General features: G+C 64.6%; 21 protein-coding genes. 12 read left to right on the top strand and 9 right to left on the bottom strand.

Annotation, left to right across the window (positions count from 1 at the left end):
- Positions 1-9: 9 nt before the first annotated feature.
- A complete protein-coding gene (locus tag SM753_RS13605) occupies positions 10-966 on the bottom strand; it encodes a hypothetical protein (protein WP_323191998.1) in 957 nt (318 codons plus the stop codon).
- 94 nt (positions 967-1060) lie between these two features.
- Here SM753_RS13605 and SM753_RS13600 point away from each other — a divergent pair, with 94 nt between their 5' ends.
- The 3 genes from SM753_RS13600 (at position 1061) to SM753_RS13590 (ending at position 2527) form a co-directional block, all read left to right on the top strand.
- Positions 1061-1354 carry a DUF5789 family protein gene (locus SM753_RS13600; protein ID WP_323191997.1) on the top strand — a complete coding sequence of 98 codons (294 nt, stop codon included), beginning with the start codon at positions 1061-1063 and terminating at the stop codon, positions 1352-1354.
- Between the two features lie 91 nt (positions 1355-1445).
- On the top strand, positions 1446-2033 hold the full coding sequence (locus SM753_RS13595; protein WP_369335363.1) for a CPBP family intramembrane glutamic endopeptidase: 588 nt from the start codon (positions 1446-1448) through the stop codon (positions 2031-2033).
- A 56-nt stretch (positions 2034-2089) separates the two neighbouring features.
- Complete coding sequence (locus tag SM753_RS13590) at positions 2090-2527, top strand: DUF302 domain-containing protein (protein WP_323191995.1); 438 nt, start codon at positions 2090-2092, stop codon at positions 2525-2527.
- A gap of 95 nt (positions 2528-2622) precedes the next feature.
- Here the strand turns inward: SM753_RS13590 and SM753_RS13585 are convergent, their stop codons facing one another.
- The 3 genes from SM753_RS13585 to SM753_RS13575 all read right to left on the bottom strand — a co-directional run bounded on the left by SM753_RS13585 (position 2623) and on the right by SM753_RS13575 (position 6752).
- Entirely contained in the window at positions 2623-4167 is a 1545-nt protein-coding gene (locus SM753_RS13585) for an FAD-dependent oxidoreductase (RefSeq protein ID WP_323191994.1), read from the bottom strand.
- Between the two features lie 50 nt (positions 4168-4217).
- Positions 4218-5474 carry a DNA repair protein NreA gene (gene nreA, locus SM753_RS13580; protein WP_135533349.1) on the bottom strand — a complete coding sequence of 419 codons (1257 nt, stop codon included), beginning with the start codon at positions 5472-5474 and terminating at the stop codon, positions 4218-4220.
- 315 nt (positions 5475-5789) lie between these two features.
- Positions 5790-6752: a transcription initiation factor IIB family protein gene (locus SM753_RS13575; protein ID WP_121817701.1), complete on the bottom strand. Its 963-nt coding sequence runs from the start codon at positions 6750-6752 to the stop codon at positions 5790-5792.
- A gap of 172 nt (positions 6753-6924) precedes the next feature.
- On the opposite strand from SM753_RS13575, the gene rnhA reads away from it, so the two are divergent.
- Together rnhA and SM753_RS13565 are read left to right on the top strand one after the other, a co-directional pair.
- Positions 6925-7518 (top strand): ribonuclease HI, encoded by a 594-nt coding sequence (rnhA, locus tag SM753_RS13570; protein ID WP_323191993.1) that lies wholly within the window; start codon positions 6925-6927, stop codon positions 7516-7518.
- Positions 7511-8071 carry a rnhA operon protein gene (locus SM753_RS13565; RefSeq protein ID WP_323191992.1) on the top strand — a complete coding sequence of 187 codons (561 nt, stop codon included), beginning with the start codon at positions 7511-7513 and terminating at the stop codon, positions 8069-8071. Before rnhA ends, SM753_RS13565 begins: the two co-directional genes overlap by 8 nt.
- Here the strand turns inward: SM753_RS13565 and SM753_RS13560 are convergent.
- Positions 8068-8427: a PadR family transcriptional regulator gene (locus SM753_RS13560; RefSeq protein ID WP_135533352.1), complete on the bottom strand. Its 360-nt coding sequence runs from the start codon at positions 8425-8427 to the stop codon at positions 8068-8070. The genes SM753_RS13565 and SM753_RS13560 overlap by 4 nt on opposite strands.
- Positions 8428-8671: 244 nt before the next feature.
- Between SM753_RS13560 and SM753_RS13555 the strand changes: the two genes are divergently transcribed.
- Entirely contained in the window at positions 8672-9202 is a 531-nt protein-coding gene (locus tag SM753_RS13555; protein WP_138797029.1) for an inorganic diphosphatase, read from the top strand.
- A 67-nt stretch (positions 9203-9269) separates the two neighbouring features.
- Here SM753_RS13555 and SM753_RS13550 read toward each other — a convergent pair whose 3' ends face one another.
- Entirely contained in the window at positions 9270-9479 is a 210-nt protein-coding gene (locus tag SM753_RS13550; protein WP_138797028.1) for a DUF2892 domain-containing protein, read from the bottom strand.
- A 113-nt stretch (positions 9480-9592) separates the two neighbouring features.
- Between SM753_RS13550 and SM753_RS13545 the strand changes: the two genes are divergently transcribed.
- Positions 9593-9757: a hypothetical protein gene (locus tag SM753_RS13545; RefSeq protein WP_168192901.1), complete on the top strand. Its 165-nt coding sequence runs from the start codon at positions 9593-9595 to the stop codon at positions 9755-9757.
- A 26-nt stretch (positions 9758-9783) separates the two neighbouring features.
- Here SM753_RS13545 and SM753_RS13540 read toward each other — a convergent pair whose 3' ends face one another.
- Positions 9784-11496, bottom strand: a complete 1713-nt coding sequence (locus SM753_RS13540; protein ID WP_323191991.1) for a histidine kinase N-terminal 7TM domain-containing protein — start codon at positions 11494-11496, stop codon at positions 9784-9786.
- Between the two features lie 186 nt (positions 11497-11682).
- On the opposite strand from SM753_RS13540, the gene SM753_RS13535 reads away from it, so the two are divergent.
- Positions 11683-13026: an alkaline phosphatase family protein gene (locus SM753_RS13535; protein ID WP_323191990.1), complete on the top strand. Its 1344-nt coding sequence runs from the start codon at positions 11683-11685 to the stop codon at positions 13024-13026.
- Here the strand turns inward: SM753_RS13535 and SM753_RS13530 are convergent.
- Positions 13023-14429: an HD domain-containing protein gene (locus tag SM753_RS13530; RefSeq protein ID WP_369335362.1), complete on the bottom strand. Its 1407-nt coding sequence runs from the start codon at positions 14427-14429 to the stop codon at positions 13023-13025. The genes SM753_RS13535 and SM753_RS13530 overlap by 4 nt on opposite strands.
- A 107-nt stretch (positions 14430-14536) precedes the next feature.
- Positions 14537-15616 carry a tubulin/FtsZ family protein gene (locus tag SM753_RS13525; RefSeq protein ID WP_323191988.1) on the bottom strand — a complete coding sequence of 360 codons (1080 nt, stop codon included), beginning with the start codon at positions 15614-15616 and terminating at the stop codon, positions 14537-14539.
- 93 nt (positions 15617-15709) lie between these two features.
- Here SM753_RS13525 and SM753_RS13520 point away from each other — a divergent pair, with 93 nt between their 5' ends.
- From SM753_RS13520 to SM753_RS13505, 4 genes are read left to right on the top strand one after another with little or no spacing between them, the layout of a single operon-like run.
- The gene (locus SM753_RS13520; protein ID WP_323191987.1) at positions 15710-16249 is read left to right on the top strand and encodes a hypothetical protein; all 540 of its coding nucleotides are present in this window, start codon (positions 15710-15712) and stop codon (positions 16247-16249) included.
- Positions 16246-16707 carry a hypothetical protein gene (locus SM753_RS13515; RefSeq protein ID WP_323191986.1) on the top strand — a complete coding sequence of 154 codons (462 nt, stop codon included), beginning with the start codon at positions 16246-16248 and terminating at the stop codon, positions 16705-16707. Before SM753_RS13520 ends, SM753_RS13515 begins: the two co-directional genes overlap by 4 nt.
- A gap of 26 nt (positions 16708-16733) precedes the next feature.
- Positions 16734-18635 carry an ATPase, T2SS/T4P/T4SS family gene (locus SM753_RS13510; RefSeq protein WP_323191985.1) on the top strand — a complete coding sequence of 634 codons (1902 nt, stop codon included), beginning with the start codon at positions 16734-16736 and terminating at the stop codon, positions 18633-18635.
- On the top strand, positions 18629-20326 hold the full coding sequence (locus SM753_RS13505; protein WP_323191984.1) for a type II secretion system protein: 1698 nt from the start codon (positions 18629-18631) through the stop codon (positions 20324-20326). Before SM753_RS13510 ends, SM753_RS13505 begins: the two co-directional genes overlap by 7 nt.
- Positions 20327-20333 lie beyond the last annotated feature (7 nt).

The raw sequence follows: 20333 nt of genomic DNA, 5'->3' as shown, positions 1-20333 counted from the left end.
GGACGGGAGCTAGTTGTTCGGTTCCCACTGGTCGCAGGCTTCCATGTCGTCCATCCGCTCCCCGTAATACTGGCAGTACGGCTGCATCCCCTGCCCCGTGCGGACGTACTCGAAGTGCTCGCAGTTGCCGCAGTAGGTGTCCGTCAGTTCCGTCGGCGACGGCCCGTCGTCCATCACTTCGCCATCGTCAGCCGCGGGACTGCCGGCACGCCCGGAACTGGTGGTAGTCGACCCGCCGTCGAGCGGTGACGTGATATCACTGGCGGCCGACCCGCCGTCGCTCGTGGGGGTCGCGCCGGCACCGGTGCTATTTCGAGTTCCGGACCCCCGAGATCGGGTCGTCTCGCCACCCGTGCGCGTCGAGGCGGTCCGGTTCGTCTGCGTCTCCACGTCGCCGTCCGGTGTCCCGCCGAGCATCCCGACGCCGCCGAGTCCGCCGTCGAGTTCCGAACGGTCGACCTCGACGACTTTCGTCTCGCCCTGTTTCGTCACTTCCAGTTGTACCGTTCCGCCGGGGTCGTTCCGCCGTTTGAGCGTCGCGATACCCGCGAACAGACAGCCGATCAGGGTGATCACGCCCAGGAAGTAGACGGTAGTGACGTGCAGGGTGAGGTCGTCGCCGTACCCGGCCCAGTGGTCCGGATACGCGTACCAGAACAGGGCAACGCCGAGGGCGGTGACGCTCGCGCCGATGGCCGCTGCGGCGCGGATGCGCGTCTCCGCCGGAAGGACGGTGAACACGCCCAACACGACGGTCGGAAAGCCGACGCCGCCGAGGACGCCGGCGATGAGTCTGCTCTGGAACTGCGAGACGCCGACCCCGGAGAGCGGGTTCGCCGCACCGACGACCATGCCGACGACAGCGAGTACCGCCCCCACGAGAAAGAGTCCCGTCCCCAGATACAGGCGACGAACGCTCTGTACCTCCCCTACGTGCCCCTCGTAGACATCTTCGAGGCTAGCCATATCACCCTATTTACACGCCTCACACAAAACACTACGTCAGACATCTGTCGACGGAAGCGAAAGGACTAATCGCTGCGCTTTCGAACGCAGGAACATGGCTGACGACGACGAGGAAAAAGAGGAAGCGCCCGCCGTCGAACTCGGTGACGGCGAACCCGTGGAAGGCGCTCCGATAGCCCGCGTCGCCTCGCGACTGACCTGGCCGAAAGAGCGTAGCGAGATAGACCGCCTAGAGGGCGAAACCACCATCCGGACGCCGGACGGGCCGCAGACGCTTTCCGACGTCCTCCCAGAGACGTCGACGACGTACTACGACCGACGGCAGGGGTTCGTCGACGAGGTAGAGAGCGTCGTCGGTACCGGCCCCGTTCCAACCGCCGACGAGTAACGTGAGCGTCGACGCCGTCCGCCGCTTCGCCGTTTCGCTTTCCTGGGTGCAGAAGTCGTTGCTGTTCGGTGCCGTACTGACCGTCGCGTGGATGCAGACGGTCGAGCCCGGGATAAACAGGCGCGTCGTGCTGGACACGCTGCTTTTCATCGTCGGCCCCCTTGCTCTGGGGCTGAGTCACGGCCGGCAGATAGGCTGGCGCGTCGACCGAACCGCACTTCGAAACACAGCGCTGCTCGCGGCGTTCGTGCTCCCGTTTTATCTCGTCGGGTCCTCGCTCCCATCGATACGCGGGTTCTACCCGATGTGGGAGACGACGACCGCACCGGGGGAGTTCCTCCCGCACGCTATCAAACTGTTCGTCCTGGCGCTGGCCGCCGAGACGTACTACCGCGGTCTGCTCTGTGTCGGCGTGCGCGACATCGGATTTGCGAGCGTGTTCATCAGCCCCGTCGTGTACATGCTCCATCACTTTCACAAGCCGCCGATCGAGTTCCTCCTCTCCGGACCGACGGACGTGCTGTTCGGTGCGGTCGACTACAAGAGCAACTCCATTCTCCCGTCGGTGGTGGCCCACGGTGCCGGCCTCGTCTTGCTCGACTGGCTGGTGCTTCATCCGCCGCTTCTCCCGCCTGAGACGGTAGTGCGGTGGCTTCGGTGGATACCGCTGCCGCTGTAGCCGGGCACCGCGTCGCTCCCGCCGTCGTTTTGCCGGTGGCCCGCCAACGGTCGTCTATGACGCTTCCGTACGACCCAGAGACGCTGACCGACGAGGACATCGGCCGCAAGCGCGCGACACTGGAGATGGACCACGAGGCGGCGGTCGAGCACGTCCGCGAGACGTTCACCGACGCCGGGTTCGGGATCCCCGCGGAGTTCTCGCCGTCTGAGCTACTGAACGAGAAAGTCGATGCGGACCGCGACCCCTACTACGTTCTCGGTGCGTGCAATCCGGAGATGGCCGACCGCGCGCTAGACGAGACGCTGGAGATCGGCGGGCTGTTCCCCTGTAACGTGATCGTCTGGGAACGGGATTCGGGCGTCCAGCAGGTGTACCACGTCAGCATCATGAAGATAGCACGTCTCGTCGGGATGGCTCCCGACGACGAAGCCTGGGCCGACATCGTCGCGGACACGGGCGAGATGGTCGACGAAGCGTTCGCGAACCTCTGATAGGGATTGGTGTAACCGTAGACCGGGATTCGCCGACGTGACCCGCGAACTATCGAACTGACTTCCAACAGTCCCCGTGGGTTCCGGGCGGACCGCTACTCGTTCCGGTCGGGGCGCGGCAGGTCGCTGTTGGCCGGCCCCTCCATCACCACTCCGTCGTAGGTGAACCGAGAACCGTGGCACGGGCAGTCCCAGGACCGTTCGCCGTCGTTCCACTCCAGTAGACAGCCCATGTGCGGACAGACTGCGGACACTTTGTACTCATCTCCGTCTCCGTCGCGGTACGTGCCGACCACCTTGCCGCCCTCTCGCGTGACCGTCGCGTCGCCCGGCGAAAGCGAGACGACGCTCGTCAGCGGTTTCGTCGCCCAGTCGCCGACGAACTCCCTCGCGACAGCCGCGTTTTCTGTCACGAGTTCTTTCGCCTGCGAGCGCACGTCGACCCGCGAGGGATCGAAAACGTTGGCCCACGGGTTCGGCTCGCCGGTGATCATGTCCGAGAGGATCATCGCGGCGACCGTGCTCCCCGTCATCCCCCACCCGCCGAACCCCGTCGCAACGTAGAGGTCGTCGGTGTTCGGTCCGAGCGGGCCGATGTACGGGATCCGGTCCGCGGTTCGGTAGTCCTGTGTCGACCACCGGTACTCGAACGAGCGAACGTCGAACCGCTCGCGCGCCTCGCTAGCGAGCTCCCGGTATCGCTTCTCCGTACTGCCGCCCTGGCCGGTTTTGTGATTCTGTCCGCCGACGAACACGAACGCCTCGTCGCCGCCGGGTTGAGTCCGGACGGAAAAATACGGCTCCTCGTCGCGGTAGTGCATCCCTTCCGGTGGCGATTCATTCAGGCGCGCAGCGAGGACGTACGACCGCTTTGGGAACTGCCGAGCGAAGTAGAAGTTGTGGTCGAAGACGGGGAAATGTGTGGCGACGACGACCGACTCGGCGCGCACGGTTCCGCGTTCCGTCTCGACCGTACAGGGGTCTCCGTCGTTCACGTCGGTGACGCGCGTCTCTTCGAAGACGTGGCTTCCGTCGCCTGGAACGTCCTCGACGAGATCGAGGAGGTACTTCCGCGGATGGAACTGCGCCTGGTCGTCGAAGCGAACCGCACACTCGACATCGTAGGGAAGGGGAGTGTCCTCCACGAACTCGGCGTCGATCCCGGCTCGCCTCGCGGCCGAAACTTCCTCTCGCACTGATCTGCGCTTCTCCGGCGAGGTGACGTAGGTGTAGGCCGACTGTCGCCGGAAGTCGCAGTCGATGTCTCGTTCGTCGACGCGCGACGCGATGTCCTCGACTGCGGCCTCGTTCGCTTCCGCGTAGGTGCGCGCCGCGTCCACGCCGACGTCCGAGACGAGATGGTCGTAGATCAGGCCGTGCTGGGACGTCACCTTCGCTGTCGTGTGGCCAGTTACCGCCTTCACGACACGGTCGGCTTCGAGGACCGCGACCGACTGTCCTGCTTCCTGCAGATGCGTCGCTGTGGTGATCCCTGCGATGCCGCCACCTACGACCGCCGTGTCCACGCGCACGTCGCTGTCGAGCGGATCGAAGTCGGTCTCCGGCGTGGTATCTAGCCATAGCGACAGCGGTTCCCCGGGTAGCGATTCGAGTTCGTCCTCTTCGTCGGTAGCACCCATTGAAATCCCCCGAACACAAGATAGTCCACGTGAACCGATAAAGACCGGTTTCAGAAGTCCGACAGCGTCGCCTGCAGGCCCGCAACCATCTCCGACTTGCGGCGGAGTGCACCGAGTGACACCGGGAGTTGCGACGCGACGGCGGTGACAGCCTCGTGGAAAGTCTGGGCCTCGCCGTGTTCAGTGTCGAAGGCGTTTCGTATGCTCTCACGTATCTGCCAGACGCCGACGGGCGCCCAGTAGTCGTCGGACACCTCGCGGAGGACGAGGCATTTCGCCTGTCTGCCGATAGACTCTAGGTGTTCGAGGACGCCGAGACGGGAAGCGTAGTACGCGCCAGCCGTCTCGTCGACGTATCCCGATCGGCCCTCGTACCCCTCCGACGCGCTGGCCATCCAGGTGTCTCCTTCGGGATCCGGGTTCCAGATGCTTCCCGGTGCCTTCATCTCGACGAGTTCGAACTCCCACTGACCGGGCGCGAGGAGCACCCAGTACCGGTTGCCCATGTACTCGTTCTCCCAGACCTGCGGCTTGTCGATGCTCGGCGCGTCTCGGATCCGGCCCCGGAGATACTGCCCGACGGTGTCGTCGACGGCCGTGATCGACCATCGGGTCGGGACGAGACGGCGGTTCTCGCCGCGGCCGAGCGCGCCGGCCGAGAGGATCGTATTTATCTCGTACACGTCGAACCCTCGGCGATAGAGATAGGTCATCGCGCCCTGGGCCTGCCAGTCGTCGTCTTCGAGAGTCTTCTCGACGGCGCGCGGGACGTGCGGGTTCTCCGCGAGGTCGACGGATTCGGCGCTGGCGTTCGGCCCGGTCGGCGTGGCGACGCCCTCGCCGAGGTCGAAATCTATCTCGGGACGGTCGTCGAGGCCGATCTCCACGTCGACCGGTCTGTCCGCGATAGCGACCTCGCGCTGGGTTCCGACGAACCCGTCCCAGACGTCCTCGACGTCGACCTTCGACTGTCGACGGGAGTTGAGCAGGTTAGTGCGGCGCTGGAACACGTCATCGATACCGTAGCGTTGCTCGTACCAGTTGGCGTCGGTGACGAACTCCTCGGCGTCCGTCTCGTGGTCGACGGGCGAGAGGAGCCCAGTCGAGACGCTCGGATAGTTCGAGCGGCCGACGAAGATGGACGGCGAAGTGCTACCGAACATCGCGTCGCCCTGAATCGTCTCCTCGAACCGAGATTCGAACCCCTCCAGATAGTCCGTGATCTCGTAGGACTTCTCCTCGGCGAGCTGACGCTTTCGGACGGCCGCGTCAGGTTCCAGATCCTCGATGAAATCGTCAAGCCGCATTCACCGGTCCTTGGCGACTGACGACCATGAATCTTTACCGTCTGCCGTCAGTCCCTGACCGTAGTCTGGACGGTGACGACGAGCGCGCAGTTACAGTCGATAGTACTGATGTGGCGAACAGGCGGTGCCACGCTCCGCGAGGCGACGGCACCGCACGACCGCTGATCGCCTCGCGTCGACGGTTACGTCACGGGTCGTCTGGTCCCGCTTTCGAAGATAAACCTGTGGTCTGCGTCGACCGACAGCGGGAATCAGCGAGCACTGACCGGCCGGTAGCAAGTCCTTGAGAACTGGAAGCGACGACGATGGGCGAAGTTAGCTGTGGATGCCCATCGCTTCGATCTGCTCTTGATACCGGTTCCGGATAGTGACCTCAGTTACCTGTGCGACGTCGGCGACCTCGCGCTGGGTCTTTTTCTCGTTACACAGAAGCGACGCCGCGTAGATGGCGGCGGCCGCGTAACCGGTGGGCGACTTACCCGAGAGCAGGCCTTCCTCGGCTGTCGTCTCGATTATCTCGTTTGCCTTGGTCTGTACTTCCTCGCTGAGTTCGAGTTCGGAACAGAAACGGGGAACGTACTTCTTGGGGTCGACGGGTTTCATCTCCAGACCGAGTTCCTGGGAGATGTAACGATACGTACGGCCGATCTCTTTTCGTTCGACGCGGGATACCTCCGATATCTCTTCGAGGCTTCGGGGAATTCCTTCCTTGCGGCACGCCGCGTAGAGGGCACTCGTCGCGACGCCCTCGATGGAGCGGCCGCGGATGAGGTCCTCCTTGAGCGCGCGTCGGTAGATGACGCTTGCGACCTCCCGAACCGAGCGCGGCACACCGAGTGCGCTCGCCATGCGGTCGATCTCGCTCAGTGCGAACTGCAGATTGCGTTCGCCGGCGTCTTTGGTCCGGATGCGTTCCTGCCACTTGCGCAGGCGGTGCATCTGACTGCGTTTCTTCGAGGAAATAGAGCGTCCGTAGGCGTCCTTGTCCTTCCAGTCGATAGTCGTCGTCAGTCCCTTGTCGTGCATCGTTTGTGTCGTGGGTGCTCCCACGCGGGACTTCTCCTGACGCTCCTGGTGGTTGAACGCCCGCCACTCCGGACCCGGATCGATCTTCTCCTCCTCGACGACCAGACCGCAGTCCTCGCAGACGAGTTCTCCCCTATCAGAGCTCTTGACGAGGTTTTCGGACTCGCATTCGGGGCACTCTCGTACACCCTCTTGCTCCTCAGATTCCTCCGTCTCAAGCTCGCGCTCCCGCTGGCGGGTGGACCGTGTCATCGCACTTTTATAGTAGTATGACCAACGGACTTAAACCCTCGGTTAGTCCCCTAGATTTCATGAAATGTCTAGATCGGTGTATAACGGGAATCGCGGGAATACGACGGGGTGTATTCGCCGTCATCTCTCGATACCGGAACCGTTAAATTCGGGATCGCTTCACCTTCGGTCAATGCCGGTTATCGAGTGTGACGTGGCGGCCGCGCGGGAAACACTGCTCGACGCGGGTGCAAAAGTCGAAGAGGGAAACACCGATCACGAACGGTGGCGTGCGTCACACGGGGGCGCAACGGCGATCGCGTACGAGGACAAGATAGTCATACAGGGGTCCGACCCGCAGGACATCGAAGCGGTCCTGCGCGACGAAGGGGGCCGCGCGCACGTGTACTCGGACGGTGCGAGCCGTGGGAATCCCGGTCCGGCGGCGGTCGGATGGGTGATCGTTACGAGCGACGGTATCATCGCCGAGGGGAATGACCGGATCGGTGAGACGACGAACAACCGCGCGGAGTACGAGGCACTGATCCGAGCGCTCGAAGCGGCGCGGGAGTACGGGTTCGACACCGTCGACGTGCGCGTCGACTCCCAGTTGGCCGTCAAACAGGTTCGCGGCGAGTGGGATACGAACGACCCTGACCTGCGCGAGCGACGCGTTACGGTCCGCGAACTGCTGGACAGGTTCGAAGACTGGTCGCTCCAGCACGTTCCGAGAGAGGTAAATGAGCGAGCGGACCAACTCGCAAACGAGGCGCTCGACGATGCCTGAACTACCGGATAGCGTCATCGAGAACGCAACGCGGTTGACTCGCCGTGCGCGCGAATCTATCGACGAGAGCGAGGCTGACGCCTACCGCGAGGACCGCGACGAACGACTCGCGGAGCATGACTTCCACGCGCGTGTCCGAAACGAGGACGCGCGAGACGTCCTCGTTCTCCACCCCGACGAGTGGGTTTCGGACGGGAAGATCCATCCGGACCGGATCGAAGACACCGACCGCGCAGTGGAGATCCAACTCGACGGCGCGGACCATCCGGACGATTGGGACGCCGTGGAGGAACACAACGCGGAGGTCGTCGAACGGGTCCGTAAAGCACACGGGGACGATCACGCGGCGAACGTTCGTGCGTTTGCGGATTTTATGGGGAACTACTACGCGCGTCCGCTGGAGTCGGCGACGGACGAAGAGATCCGGGAGTTCCTCGACGACTACTATCCGCGAAACGTGTGGCCGACTGAGGCACAGGCGGCGGTCGTAGAGCAGTCGCTACAGATCGCGTTCGACGTCGAAGAAAAACGGATGCCCGGAACCGATTTCTAGCGCTTTTCGTCGACGAGATCCTGAATCTCGTTTGCGGTCTCGTCGTCCGTGACGACCTTCGACAGCGTCCAGTTTAGCTGGTCGAGGACCGCCTCATGTCCGACGTCTGTCAGACCGTACTCATTGGTACGTTTGTCGAGTTCGCTCTTTTCGACCAGCCCGATCTCGACTAGTTCGTCGAGGTTGGGGTACAGACGCCCGTGGTTCACTTCCGACCCGTAGTAATCCTCGAGTTCCCGTTTTATAGCGAGACCGTACCGTGGCTCCTCTGCCAGTATTACGAGAATGTTCTGTTGGAATGCGGTTAGGTCGCGAACGATGCCCGAATCGTCAGTGATTGTCTGTGCCTCTGACATAGGTCGGTAAATGTCACACAACTATTTAACACTTCTTAACTATCACCTTTGTTACTATTTAGGACGGACCCACCGCACAGTAAAACGACACGCATCCGTACCGATTACTGGGTATTGTGTCTCTGGGTATCTCTCAGGTCACTCAAACAGTTTGTGAACGCGTCACGTGGATTTCCGTCGGGTCGTCGGAACTCCGAGGGAGTGTCGAAAGTACTTTTTGGCCACCGGTTCGATTCGCCTCCGTATGACGAATCTCTGGGAAGACATGGAAACCGGACCGAACCCGCCGGAAGAGATCTACGCCGTCGTCGAGTGCCTCAAGGGCGAACGGAACAAGTACGAGTACGACAAGGACGTACCCGGCGTCGTTCTGGACCGCGTCCTCCACAGCAACGTTCACTACCCGTCGGATTACGGGTTCATCCCGCAGTCGTACTACGACGACGAGGACCCGTTCGACGTTCTCGTCCTCGTGGAAGACCAGACGTTCCCCGGTTGTATAATCGAGGCCCGCCCCGTCGCTCTGATGAAGATGGACGACGACGGCGAGCAAGACGACAAGGTCATCGCCGTCCCCACGGAGGACCCGCGCTGGGACCACATCGAAGATATCGAGGACATCCCGCAACAGCGACTCGACGAGATAGACGAGTTCTTCTCGACGTACAAAAACCTCGAGGAGGGCAAGGAAGTCGAGACGCTGGGCTGGGAGGACAAGGCCGCGGCGAAAGACGCGATCGAGCACGCGATGGAACTCTACGAGGAGAACTTCTAAACTCACTGCCGGAACCGACCGGCGATTCTTGGGGACGTTTCTGACGACCGCGAACACACCCGACCCGTTATTCGGCCGTGTCGATGTCGAGGAGTTCGTTCACCATACAGCGACAGGCGACGCCTGAGGCGAGCAGACCACCGCCGAAGAGCGCAACCAGCGCGCCGACGAGCGGCTCCCGGAGCGCGACCGCCGCGACGACGCCGACGAACGCGAACACCGACCCGAACCCGATCCGCGCGAGGCGGTCGTTACCCCCGACGTTTCGTTCGAGCATACCGCCCCTTCGCTCCACCGCAACAAAATACGTTCGAGTTATCGCCTCGCGATCCGGGATGTGTTATAATTATGAGTAATTTTTTGAGGGTGGGACCACTGGTATCGAACACGATGGCTACTACTAGCGACGTCGATGCCCACGGCGCTCCGGACGAATCAGACGCCCGGAGCGGCGATAACGTCGGCATGAATCACCCTACCGTCGTTCCCGAAAACTTCGACCTGGAGACGACGGACTGTCCCCGCTGCGGTCGGCCGCTCGCTGACCACGAGTGAGTGCGATAGCCGTCGGTCGTCCGGGATCAGTTTTGTTCGTCTAAACGGGCTGTAACGCCCCGTATTTCGATCCGCGCTCCGCCTCGGTCGCTCTCAGTGGCGCTGCAGTTCCAGCCGTGCGCGTCGGCGATCTGTTTTACGATCGCCAGGCCGAATCCGGTGCCGTCCTCAGCAGTCGTGTAGCCGCTCTCGAACACCTGATCGAGTTTCGACTCGGGGATCCCGGGGCCGTCATCGGCGACGTAGAATCCGGTCGTTCTGCTACTCTCACCCAGTGTTCCGACCTCGATTCCGACGAACTGTTTCTCGTCACTGAGGTCCGAGAGTCCGTGTTCGATGGAATTGCGAAAGAGGTTCTCCAGAAGGCGGGCGAGGCGGTCTCGGTCCGCGCTGATCGTCACGTCGTCGACGATGCGAAGCGTTCCGTCCGCCGTATCGACGTTCCCCCATGCCGCCTCTGCAACGGACTGCAGGCCGACTGGGGTCGGGTCTGTAACGCCCTCTCCTTCCCGAGCGAGGGCGAGCACGTCGTCGATGATCGCCTCCATCCGGTCGAGCGTGGCGTCGACCTCTTCTAAATGGGAAACGTCCCCCGTTGTTCGGGCGAGGTCGACGTAGCCGTCGGCGACGTTCAACGGGTTGCGAAGGTCGTGAGAGACGACGCTCGCGAACTCGTTTAGCTGCTCGTTGCGCCGCTTCAGTTCCTGCTCGCGTCGCTTGCGGACCGTGATATCACGGACGAGAAACAGCCAGCCGACGTGGCTACCTCGGCTGTCGTCTATCGTCGTCGCCTCGATGTCGTAGTGGCGGCCGTCCAACGGGAACTCGGTGGTCTGTTCCTCGCCGGTCTCGACGATGTCGCGGTACAGTTCGTACGCTTCGGGTAACGGGCTAAGGAGATCGCTGATGTCACGTCCGACGAGTTCGTCCGCGCCAGACGTCCGCTCGGCGAGTTCCCTCGCGGACGGATTCACGTCGACGATGCGGTGGTCGCGGTCGACGACGTACACCGCGTCTTCGACGGTGTCGAGGACGCGGTCCCGCGCGATCGGCGCGAGGTCGATCAGTCGGTAGCGCGTTATCGCCAGCGTGAACAGCGCGTTCGACGCGACGAATCCGATCGGCGTGGTATCGAACGAGACGACGTTAAGCAGTGTGGGGAGGTTGGCTGCGGCGGGCGAGAGAACCGCGGCGGCAAGCACCACGATCTGTCCCCGGTAAAGCGCGCGGGACCGGTAGAGCATTTCGAACACGAGGACGGCCACGAACAGCGTGACCCCGTAGGAGTACGCGACGTGGATCCAGAAGCCGATCGCCCGCTCTACCGAGAAGCCAGTCACCGCGGACGGGTCGGCGACTATCGACGCGTAGAACACGTTTCCGGGGTTTACGAACGCGAGGAACACCACGGCGACCGGATGGATCGAGAGCAGGGCGACGGTTCGGCGCGTGACGAGATGCTCGCGTCCCGTGTACTCCAGCGCGAACAGGGCGATAGAGGCGACCATGGTAACGACCCCGACGAAATAGAACCGACCCAACAGGATCGAGAGGTCGGGGTCCGAAACCACGGACGAGAGGAAGAGCCCCGCGGACCACCACGCCGCGCCGGCAATACTGCCGAACAGCGGGACCGCCCCCGACTTCTCGCGGTGCTTCCAGACGACCCATCCCAAAACCACGGTTAACGACGTCGAAACGGCGTAGAGCACCTTCACGTACGCCGCGTCCGGTACCATAATCAGGTATACATACCCGTTCTGATAAAATTCATGGCCGGCAACGGCCACGCTGTACGCCGACTCTCCGGTCGACGACCGTCGGAACGGCGTGTAGCGCCAGCAAATTTGGACGGTACCGCCGACCGACGGCGGAATTCGCCCTTGAAAAGAAGGTTCTTATGGCCGTGCATTGGTAGAAGAGATATGGGCCTCTTCGATAGAATCCGCGGTGACGACGACCCGCGCGTCGCCTTCTTCGGCATCGACGGTGTGCCGTACAGCATGCTTTCGGACCATTTCGACGAGTTCGAGAACCTGGCCGCGATAGCGGACAAGGGGAGCGCCGGCCCCATCGATAGTATCGTCCCTCCCGAGTCTAGCGCCTGTTGGCCGAGCCTGACTACCGGGAAGAACCCCGGCGAAACCGGGGTATACGGCTTCCAGGACCGCGAGATCGGATCATACGACACCTACGTCCCGATGGGTCGCGACGTGCAGGCCGACCGGGTCTGGGACCGAATTCAGGAGGCTGGCCGCGACGCGACAGTGATGAACGTCCCCGTCACGTTCCCGCCCCAGCGAAACGTCCAGCGCATGGTTTCGGGCTTTCTCTCCCCCGGCATCGACAAGGCGGCGTACCCCGACGATCTGGCCGAGTTCCTCCAGCGCATCGATTACAAGATCGACACGAACGCGAAACTCGGCCACAAAGACGACAAATCGGACTTCATCGAAAACGCACACGCGACGCTCGATGCGCGCTTCGAGGCGTTCAAGAACTACATCGAACAGGACGACTGGGACCTGTTTTTCGGCGTCTTCATGACGACCGACCGCGTCAACCACTTCCTCTACAAGCATTACGAACGAGACGGCGAGTACAAAGAGGAGTTCCTCGACTTCTACCGCAAACTCGACGAGTATCTCGGCCGACTCCGAGAGATGCTCGACGACGACGTGACGATGATGGTCGCCAGCGACCACGGGTTCACCAGCCTCGACTACGAGGTCCACTTCAACGAGTGGCTCGAACAGGAAGGCTGGCTGGAGTATGCTGAGACCGACCACGAGGAACTCGACGACATCGCCGACGGGACGAAGGCGTACTCGCTCATCCCCGGTCGCTTCTACATCAATCTCGAAGGACGCGAACCGCGCGGAAGCGTCCCCGAGGAGGAGTACGAGGACGTCCGCCAGGAACTCAAGGAGAAACTGGAATCGCTCGAAGGGCCGAACGGGAACCCCGTCTGTGACCGCGTCGTCGAGAAGGAACACGCGTTCCGCGGCGACCACGACGACATCGCCCCGGACCTGACCGTGATCCCCAATTACGGCTTCGACCTGAAGGCCGGGTTCAAAGGCCACGACGAGATATTCGACACGGGTCCGCGCAACGGGATGCACAGCTTCGACAACGCGACGCTGTTCGTCGACGACCCCGAAGCCACCATTAGCGAGGTCGACCTCTTCGACATCACGCCGACTATCCTCGACCTGATGGACGTCGACTACGAGCGCAGCGAGTTCGACGGCGCGAGCCTGGTTTAGCTGGGTTCGGCCGCGCGTGATCGGGCGAATTCGGCGTTCAAGTGGTCGATCGCCGCCCACTTGTGTCCCTCCGGGACGAACACGAACGGGATCGTTCCCTCGAACTCCCGGTTCCCGTACAGTCCGGTTTCGGCGACCGAACGAGTCGACTCTCGATGTGCGATCGGGATGTCCATCAGCGCCCCCGGTTCGTACTCCGGCACGTAGGATTTCTCTATCCACACCTCGTGAACCGGCAGGTCGAGCACCGCCGCGAGGTCGGTTTCGAGCGCGTCGGCGTTGCGGAGCAACCACTCGGAGAACGCCTCCATGTCGTCGGTGACCTCGACTGATTCGTCGTATCCGACGCCGTGTTTCCAGCACGACTCCGGGAAACGCCTGGCGCGAAACCGCTCGTGGAGAGCGGAAAGCACCGAGTCCGGATGCTTGCGGGCCGTCGCACGTATCCGCTCCATCGCATAGTAGTCGTCGACGTAGTCGTCGAGTATCTTGTCCGCGGTGATAGGTCGCTCGTCGACCAGCGTGGCGAACTCGTCGAGCATCGCCCGAAGCAAGACGTTAGCGTACACGGACTTGTGGTGCTGGGTCACCCACATGTACAGCGCCACCCGCCCTTCGAGATAGTTGCCGACTGTCGACAGCGCCTTGTCCCGAAGCGCGAGTCCGGCGTCCGGAACGGCCGTGTAGGCGTCGATCATCCGCGCCGTGTCGACGCTCAACACCTCCGCGCCGGTCATCCGACTGTCGCGAATGATGTAATCTAACCTGTCGACGTCGATAGGCGAGTGCAACACTTCCGCCGCGACCCCGAAGTGACGGTCGCCCTCCCGCTCGTAAGTGAGGCTGTATCCGAGAATGTACGCACACACTTCGAACGGGTCGACACCGAGTTCCCGGAGGTCCGCCGAATACGTCGTCAGGATCACGAGACACCCGAGCAGTTCGTGGGGGCTGGCGCGGCGAAACGGCCCGTCCGCCCTGCCCACGTCGATGCCGGCAGCCTCGAACGCGCCGACGAGTCCGGCATCGTCGAGACGGCACCGGAGGTCGGCAGCGTCCAGATGGTGTTCGCCCAGATGCGACAGCGGTGGATGCCCTACGTCGTGAAGAAGGGCCGCGCACTTGAGCGTATCCTCGACTGTGTCGAGGTGAGCCTCGGAGGCTCCCGCCGCGAACCGGCGCTGGGAACGGAGGCTCTGGAACACCTGCTTGGCGAGGTGGAACACGCCAAGCGCGTGTTCGAACCGAGTGTGATTCGCGGAGGGGTACACCAGATACGTCGCCGACAGCTGTCGGACGTGTCGCTGCCGCTGGAACGCGGGTGTGTCAATGAGACGCTTCACTATCGGTTCGGCAACCTCGACGTACCCGTGTACCGGGTCCTTGAACTGTTTGCTCGACATGTGGCGGTCCATTCGGTCGCTCTCGGCGGAGAGTGAAGCGCTCACCTCTCCGTTCGACCGTGTATTTCCTGTGTCTCAACAGCCCCCGCCGCTTGAATCTTGTGCGTTCAGAACAGGTCGTCAAGTTCGTCGCTCTGGAAGGCCTCCGCGTGGTCGGCCGTCTCCTGTAGCTGTCGCTCCTGGGCCTCGCGGGCCCGTTCCATGAACTCCTCGATGCGCTGACCGCGCTCGACGCCGCCAAGCAGGACGAGCGACGCGAGATGGTCGCTGTCGAGGGGGAAGTCGCCGCCGCGGACCTGCATGCTTCCGGTCTCCTCCTCGACCCAGCTTCGCGCCCGTTCGACACCTTTCCGGGGGATCCGTTCGGACTTTCCGGCGACCACGAGCAGTGCGGAGTCCGCCGTCACCGCCTGGGGAAGACTGGTCCCCGTCAACAGCGCCTTGCGAGTGACGCTCGTGACGGTGTTTACGTTCTCGCCGCTGTCCTCGCTGGCCTCGGCGCTCGCGTAGCCGAGGGCGGCGATACCGCCCTCGCGGAGCGTGTTTATCACCTCGCTGGAGTCGACGACGCTCTCCGCGACGCCGTCGACGGCTTCGCCGGAAGCGAACAGGAGGCCGACGCGCTGTGCGATCGCTTCGTTGATGGCGTCGAACGCCTCCTCGACGCTCTCGCCCGCGCCGTGCCAGGCGTCGTTGTCGACGAGCACCGTCGCGTCGGCTTCGCGGACTAGCGTCTTGAGCGACCGGCCAGCGTTAGCCTGGTACATCGCGCCTTCACCGCGCCCGGGGAGGACGCCGAGCGCGTAGATAGGCATACTGTACACGCGGTTGAGTTCTTTCGCGAGAACCGGCGCACCGCCGCTTCCGGTGCCGCCGCCGAGGCCCGCGACGATGACGACGGCATCGGCCTCCGCGGTGATGCGGCCGTCGATGTTGTCCATCACTTCGGTCACGTCGGTCTGCATGATCTCCGCGCCGAGTTCGTTGTCTCCGCCGACGCCGTGGCCTTTCACGCGGTCCTGGCCGATGAGAACGGTGTCGAGGTCGAGAGACTGGAGGTCCGTCTTTGCGGAGTTGACTGCGAGCGCTCCGCGAACCGCATCGAATCCCATCCGTTGGTCAAACTCGACCAGTGCCTGGGTGAGCTTTCCCCCGGCCTGGCCGACGCCAATCAGGACGACTTTCATACGGTTTCCTTTTGCAGGGTCAATAGTTGAACGTTCCCCCTTCGGCGGCGTCCCGCTACAGGTTTATCCGGGAAGGGGAGACCACCCGTATCCATGCCCGACGACGTGGAAGAACGGCTGGATGCGGTCGAACGCGCGCTCACGGAGACAGATGCAGACCTCACCTCGCTCGCGGCCGACGGCGAGGTCGTCGAACAGGTCGACAACCTCGCGGAGCGGTTAGACGCCGCCGAGGACCGGATCGAGGAGCTAGACGCCGCAGTGCAGGCGGTCCGCGGCTACGTCGGAAACGTCCGGTCGGTGAACGAAGATGTCGAACAGCGTGCGAACGCCGCGGTCGCCGGCGTCGACGCGCTGGAAGCCCGCCTCGACGACATCGAGGCGACCCAAAACGATCAGCCGGGCGGCGAGAACCGACGGCGAACACGCAGCGACGGACCACTGATCGACGGTGACAGTTCGCCGGCTGGCGGCGACAGAGCGCCGCCTCGCCACGAGCGTGAGGGCGGGAGTCGATCGTCGGAACCGGCGGGCACGACTCCCGCGGGTTCCGCCGAAGACGGCGTCGCCAGAAACAGCGAGCGTCGTGGACGCGACAGCGGCATCGTTGCCCGCCTGCGAGACGCACTGTGACGGTTCGAGTCGTTATCGCGGCCGTCCTCGCTACCGCGCTCGTCGCGGCGGCGCTGCCGGCGGTTGACGCCGGTCGCGAGCGAGCAAGCGACACGCATCTCCGGGGCGAGGTCGACGAACTCGAACGGAGCGCCGCGGCGTTGCTCGAAAGGGAGGAAACGGCCTGGACCGAGTCGAACGCGCCGCAACGGACCGTCACGGTGCGGATCCCCGAACGAGGCTGGTGGCGTGCGGGCGTCGACTTCCTCGCGATCCGCGCTCCGCCCGACGGCTCGGCGCGCGGGAGAGTCACGTACAAGGTCGACGGCCGGCGGGAACGTGTCTGCACGCTAGACCTCGCGATGCGTCCCCGCAACGGTCCGATAGACATCCGACGGGCGGGCGAACACGACCTACGCCTTCGCCTCGTTCGGGACGACGGGAACCGGACCGTGGTCGTCGACCGTCCGAGGGTTTAGATACCAGACCGCGGGGACGGTGTCGCATGGAAGCGATCTTCGACCGGTTTCGCTCGGACGACGAACGCCCCTGCGGGTGTCGACCGTCGTTCGAGGGCGACCGTCTGATCATCGATTCGGACGAATGCGACGGCGACGGACGTCTCGCCGACGAGACGGACTGTCGCGAGACGGCGGTGACCGCGCTGACGGACCGGGACGCGGAAACGGTCGTGACCAGATCCGACGGCGTCGAACGGGCCTACGAGGACGAGAGCGCGGCCCTGTTGGTCGCAGCCGGTCGCTTCGCGGAGACGATCGCGTTCCGAGACGACGCGCTTGCCGACCGTACAACGGCCGATCCGTTGCGAGCGGCGCGAGACGCCGAGGCGCGGACGGACCCGATCAGCGACGCCGCCGCCGAAACCGGTCTGCTCGAACTGGCGACCGGAGTCGAGAGCTACCAGGCCGCTCTTCGCCCGTCCGTGGGCGTCGTCGTATCCGGGTCGCGGGTCCGGTCGCGACCGCCGGGAGGCGCTCGGCTCGACGATGGGTACGGGATAGACACCGAGGGGAGAGTCAGGGTGTACGCTCGGGAGGACGATGCCCTCCGAGCGTACCATCTGACGCCGGTCGAGGCCGATCTGTCTTCCGATGCGACGGCGACGCTCGCTGACGCGTACGAGGCGCTGGCGACTGGAACCGTTCGCGGCGGCGACCGCGCACCGGGTCGGGCCGTCAGACGCGTCGCCGAGGAAGACGCTCCGACGGCGACGCTGACCGCGATCCTCCGGAAGCACTCCCGCGGATTCGGCGTCCTCGAAGACCTGTTCGCCGACCCCGCCCTCTCGGACGTGTACGCGACCGCGCCGGTGACCGAGAACGCGCTCCGCGTCGTCGTCGACGGTGAAACGATGCGGTCGAACGTCCGCCTCACAGCGGACGGTGCGGCCGCGTTAGCCTCGCGGTTCCGTCGAACCAGCGGCAGAGCGTTCTCGCGAGCCGCTCCGACCCTCGACGCAGCGGCGGAGACGACAGACGGGGAGCAGATACGGGTCGCCGGCGTCACCGACCCGGTCAGCGACGGCGTCGCGTTCGCGTTCCGCGACCACGGCGAGGACATCTGGACGCTCCCGGGGCTCGTCGCGAACGGAACGTTCACGGCCGGAGCCGCCGGGTTGCTCTCGCTCGCCGTCGCGCGTGGCGGGGCCGGTCTAGTCGCCGGCGCGAGAGGCGCGGGAAAGACGACAACGCTCGGAGCGCTCCTCTGGGAGATAGCGGCAGAGACGCGCGTCGTCGCCATCGAGGACACGCCGGAGTTACCAGCACGCGCCCTCCGGCGTGCCGGGCGTGACGTGCAGGCGATTCGAACCACGGTCGACGACGGTCCGGGGATCACGCCGACCGCAGCGCTCCGAACCGCCCTTCGTCTGGGGGAAGGCGCGCTGGTCCTCGGCGAGGTACGCGGCGAGGAAGCACAGGTGCTCTACGAAGCGATGCGCGTCGGCGCGAACGAAAGCGCCGTGCTCGGCACCATCCACGGAAACGGCGGAGAGAGCGTCAGAGAACGCGTCGTCTCCGATCTCGGCGTTCCTTCCTCGTCGTTCGCCACGACGGACCTCGTCGTCACGGTCGAAGCGTACCGGGAGGGCGACGGACGCGCCAGGCGAGTGCGAGCGATAGAAGAAGTGATCAACCGCGACGACGGTGTCCGGTTCGCCCCGCTGTACGCCGTCGACGGCGATGAACTTGCCGCGACTGGGCGGATCGACAGGGGAGAGAGCCATCTCGTCTCTGCGCTCGCCCGACCGGACGAGACGTACGCGGATGTTCGGGAGCAGATCGCGACCCGCGAGGACCTCCTCGCTCGACTCGCAGCAGAAGAGCGAACCCGGCCGGCGGACGTCACCCGAGCCTACGCCCGTCATCGGTCGTCTGGACCATGCTGAGCGAGCTACTACGAACGCTCGCTCGGTGGTCGCCGTACGGCGGGACCGCGAGCGACGACCTGCGCCGGTCGCTCGGGTTCCTCGATGCGACTGTCGACGCGGACACTGTGGTCAGCGCCGGATACGGCGCGGCGCTCGTCGTTGCGGTCCTCGCAGCGCCAGTAGTTCTTCTGGTTCCACCCTCCGTTCGGCCGGCAACGGTCGTGTTCGGACTGGCGGTCGCGTTGGGCGTGGCCCACGCGGTCCACCGCGGCCCGGTCGTTCTCGCGGCCGCCCGTCGAACGGCCGCGTTAGGAGACGCGCCGGGGATCGTCGGGCGAGCGGTGTTGCGGATGCGGATCACGCCCGCCCCGGAGACGGCGACGGCGTTCGCCGCGCGGACCGGACGTGGCCCCCTCGCGACGAGCCTCCGAGCGCACGTCCGGAGTGCGGCGGGGACGCCGCGAGCGGGCCTCGCCGGGTTCGCCGACGAGTGGGAAGAGTGGTTCCCGGCACTGGTTCGCTCGACGCACCTGCTCACGGCGGCGGCGAACGCCCCGCCGGGGGAGCGGTCGCGGACGCTGAATCGCGCCCTGACTGCGGTACTTGACGGGACCAGAGACCGGATGGCGGCGTTCGCAAGCGACATCCACGCGCCGGCGACCGGACTGTACGCGTTCGGCGTCCTGTTACCGCTCGCTCTCGTCGCCGTCGTGCCCGCAGCGAGCGTCGCCGGCGCGCCCGTCTCTCTCCCGTTGTTCGTGGTCGTGTACGACGTTGCGCTTCCGCTGGTACTCGTCGGCGCGAGCGGTTGGTTGCTCCTCCGTCGTCCCGTCGCGTTCCCGCCGCCGGCGGTGACGCGGTCACACCCGGACGTGCCGGACCGGCGGTGGCCTCCACTCGCGTTCGGGACACTCACAGGGGTCGCCGCAGCGGTCGCTGCCGCGGCGTTTCTCTCGGTCTGGACCGCCCCGATAGCACTCGTCGGCGTGGGCGTCGGCGCGACGCTCGTCGCCTGGTACCGGCCGATCACCTCGGTTCGAGCGCACGTCCGGGCAGTGGAATCAGGACTCGTCGATGCGCTGTACCTGATCGGGCGGCGCGTCGGTGAGGGCGCTGCGGTCGAGACGGCCATCGAGCAGGCTGGCGACGAACTGTCGGACGAAACGGGCGAGGTGCTGACCGCCGCCGTTCGAAGGCAACGACAGGTCGGCGTGGGCGTCCGCGAATCGTTTCTCGGTGAGTACGGAGCGCTCGCTGACGTGCCGAGCCCGCGGACTCGAAGCACCGCCGCGCTCCTGTCGCTCGCGGCAAGCGAGGGGCGGCCGGCCGGTCAGGCCGTCGTCGCGATGGCGGACCACGTCGAGGAACTCCAGTCGGTCGAACGCGAGGCCCGACACGAACTCGCCCGAGTGACCGGTACGCTCCAGACGACGGCGAGCGTCTTCGGGCCGCTCGTGGCGGGCGTCACCGTCTCACTGGCCGGCGGGATCGGCGGGAGTGACCTCGGAGGGACGGCGCTTCCGCCGACGGGCCTCGGCCTCGCTGTCGGCGTCTACGTTCTCTTCCTCGCTGTCGTTCTCGCCGCAGTCGGAACAGGTCTCGAACGCGGGTTAGACCGACCGCTTGTCGGGTACCGCGTGGGGAAATCGCTGTGTGCTGCTACGCTCGTCTATCTCGCCGCGTTCGCTGTCGGGGGGCTACTGGTCTGAGGGTTTA

It is taken from the genome of Halostella sp. PRR32 (genome assembly GCF_034808085.1).
Classification (GTDB): Archaea; Halobacteriota; Halobacteria; order Halobacteriales; family Natronoarchaeaceae; genus Halostella; species Halostella pelagica.
The sequence above is the reverse complement of the archived record's forward strand: the minus strand, read 5'-3'. Positions and strand labels throughout refer to the sequence as shown.

Bases quoted from the DNA above. Each gene is read 5' to 3' on its own strand.
- SM753_RS13605 (WP_323191998.1), bottom strand. From the start codon at position 966: ATGGCTAGCCTCGAAGATGTCTACGAGGGGCACGTAGGGGAGGTACAG.
- SM753_RS13600 (WP_323191997.1), top strand. From the start codon at position 1,061: ATGGCTGACGACGACGAGGAAAAAGAGGAAGCGCCCGCCGTCGAACTC.
- SM753_RS13595 (WP_369335363.1), top strand. From the start codon at position 1,446: ATGCAGACGGTCGAGCCCGGGATAAACAGGCGCGTCGTGCTGGACACG.
- SM753_RS13590 (WP_323191995.1), top strand. From the start codon at position 2,090: ATGACGCTTCCGTACGACCCAGAGACGCTGACCGACGAGGACATCGGC.
- SM753_RS13585 (WP_323191994.1), bottom strand. From the start codon at position 4,167: ATGGGTGCTACCGACGAAGAGGACGAACTCGAATCGCTACCCGGGGAA.
- nreA (WP_135533349.1), bottom strand. From the start codon at position 5,474: ATGCGGCTTGACGATTTCATCGAGGATCTGGAACCTGACGCGGCCGTC.
- SM753_RS13575 (WP_121817701.1), bottom strand. From the start codon at position 6,752: ATGACACGGTCCACCCGCCAGCGGGAGCGCGAGCTTGAGACGGAGGAA.
- rnhA (WP_323191993.1), top strand. From the start codon at position 6,925: ATGCCGGTTATCGAGTGTGACGTGGCGGCCGCGCGGGAAACACTGCTC.
- SM753_RS13565 (WP_323191992.1), top strand. From the start codon at position 7,511: ATGCCTGAACTACCGGATAGCGTCATCGAGAACGCAACGCGGTTGACT.
- SM753_RS13560 (WP_135533352.1), bottom strand. From the start codon at position 8,427: ATGTCAGAGGCACAGACAATCACTGACGATTCGGGCATCGTTCGCGAC.
- SM753_RS13555 (WP_138797029.1), top strand. From the start codon at position 8,672: ATGACGAATCTCTGGGAAGACATGGAAACCGGACCGAACCCGCCGGAA.
- SM753_RS13550 (WP_138797028.1), bottom strand. From the start codon at position 9,479: ATGCTCGAACGAAACGTCGGGGGTAACGACCGCCTCGCGCGGATCGGG.
- SM753_RS13545 (WP_168192901.1), top strand. From the start codon at position 9,593: ATGGCTACTACTAGCGACGTCGATGCCCACGGCGCTCCGGACGAATCA.
- SM753_RS13540 (WP_323191991.1), bottom strand. From the start codon at position 11,496: ATGGTACCGGACGCGGCGTACGTGAAGGTGCTCTACGCCGTTTCGACG.
- SM753_RS13535 (WP_323191990.1), top strand. From the start codon at position 11,683: ATGGGCCTCTTCGATAGAATCCGCGGTGACGACGACCCGCGCGTCGCC.
- SM753_RS13530 (WP_369335362.1), bottom strand. From the start codon at position 14,429: ATGTCGAGCAAACAGTTCAAGGACCCGGTACACGGGTACGTCGAGGTT.
- SM753_RS13525 (WP_323191988.1), bottom strand. From the start codon at position 15,616: ATGAAAGTCGTCCTGATTGGCGTCGGCCAGGCCGGGGGAAAGCTCACC.
- SM753_RS13520 (WP_323191987.1), top strand. From the start codon at position 15,710: ATGCCCGACGACGTGGAAGAACGGCTGGATGCGGTCGAACGCGCGCTC.
- SM753_RS13510 (WP_323191985.1), top strand. From the start codon at position 16,734: ATGGAAGCGATCTTCGACCGGTTTCGCTCGGACGACGAACGCCCCTGC.
- SM753_RS13505 (WP_323191984.1), top strand. From the start codon at position 18,629: ATGCTGAGCGAGCTACTACGAACGCTCGCTCGGTGGTCGCCGTACGGC.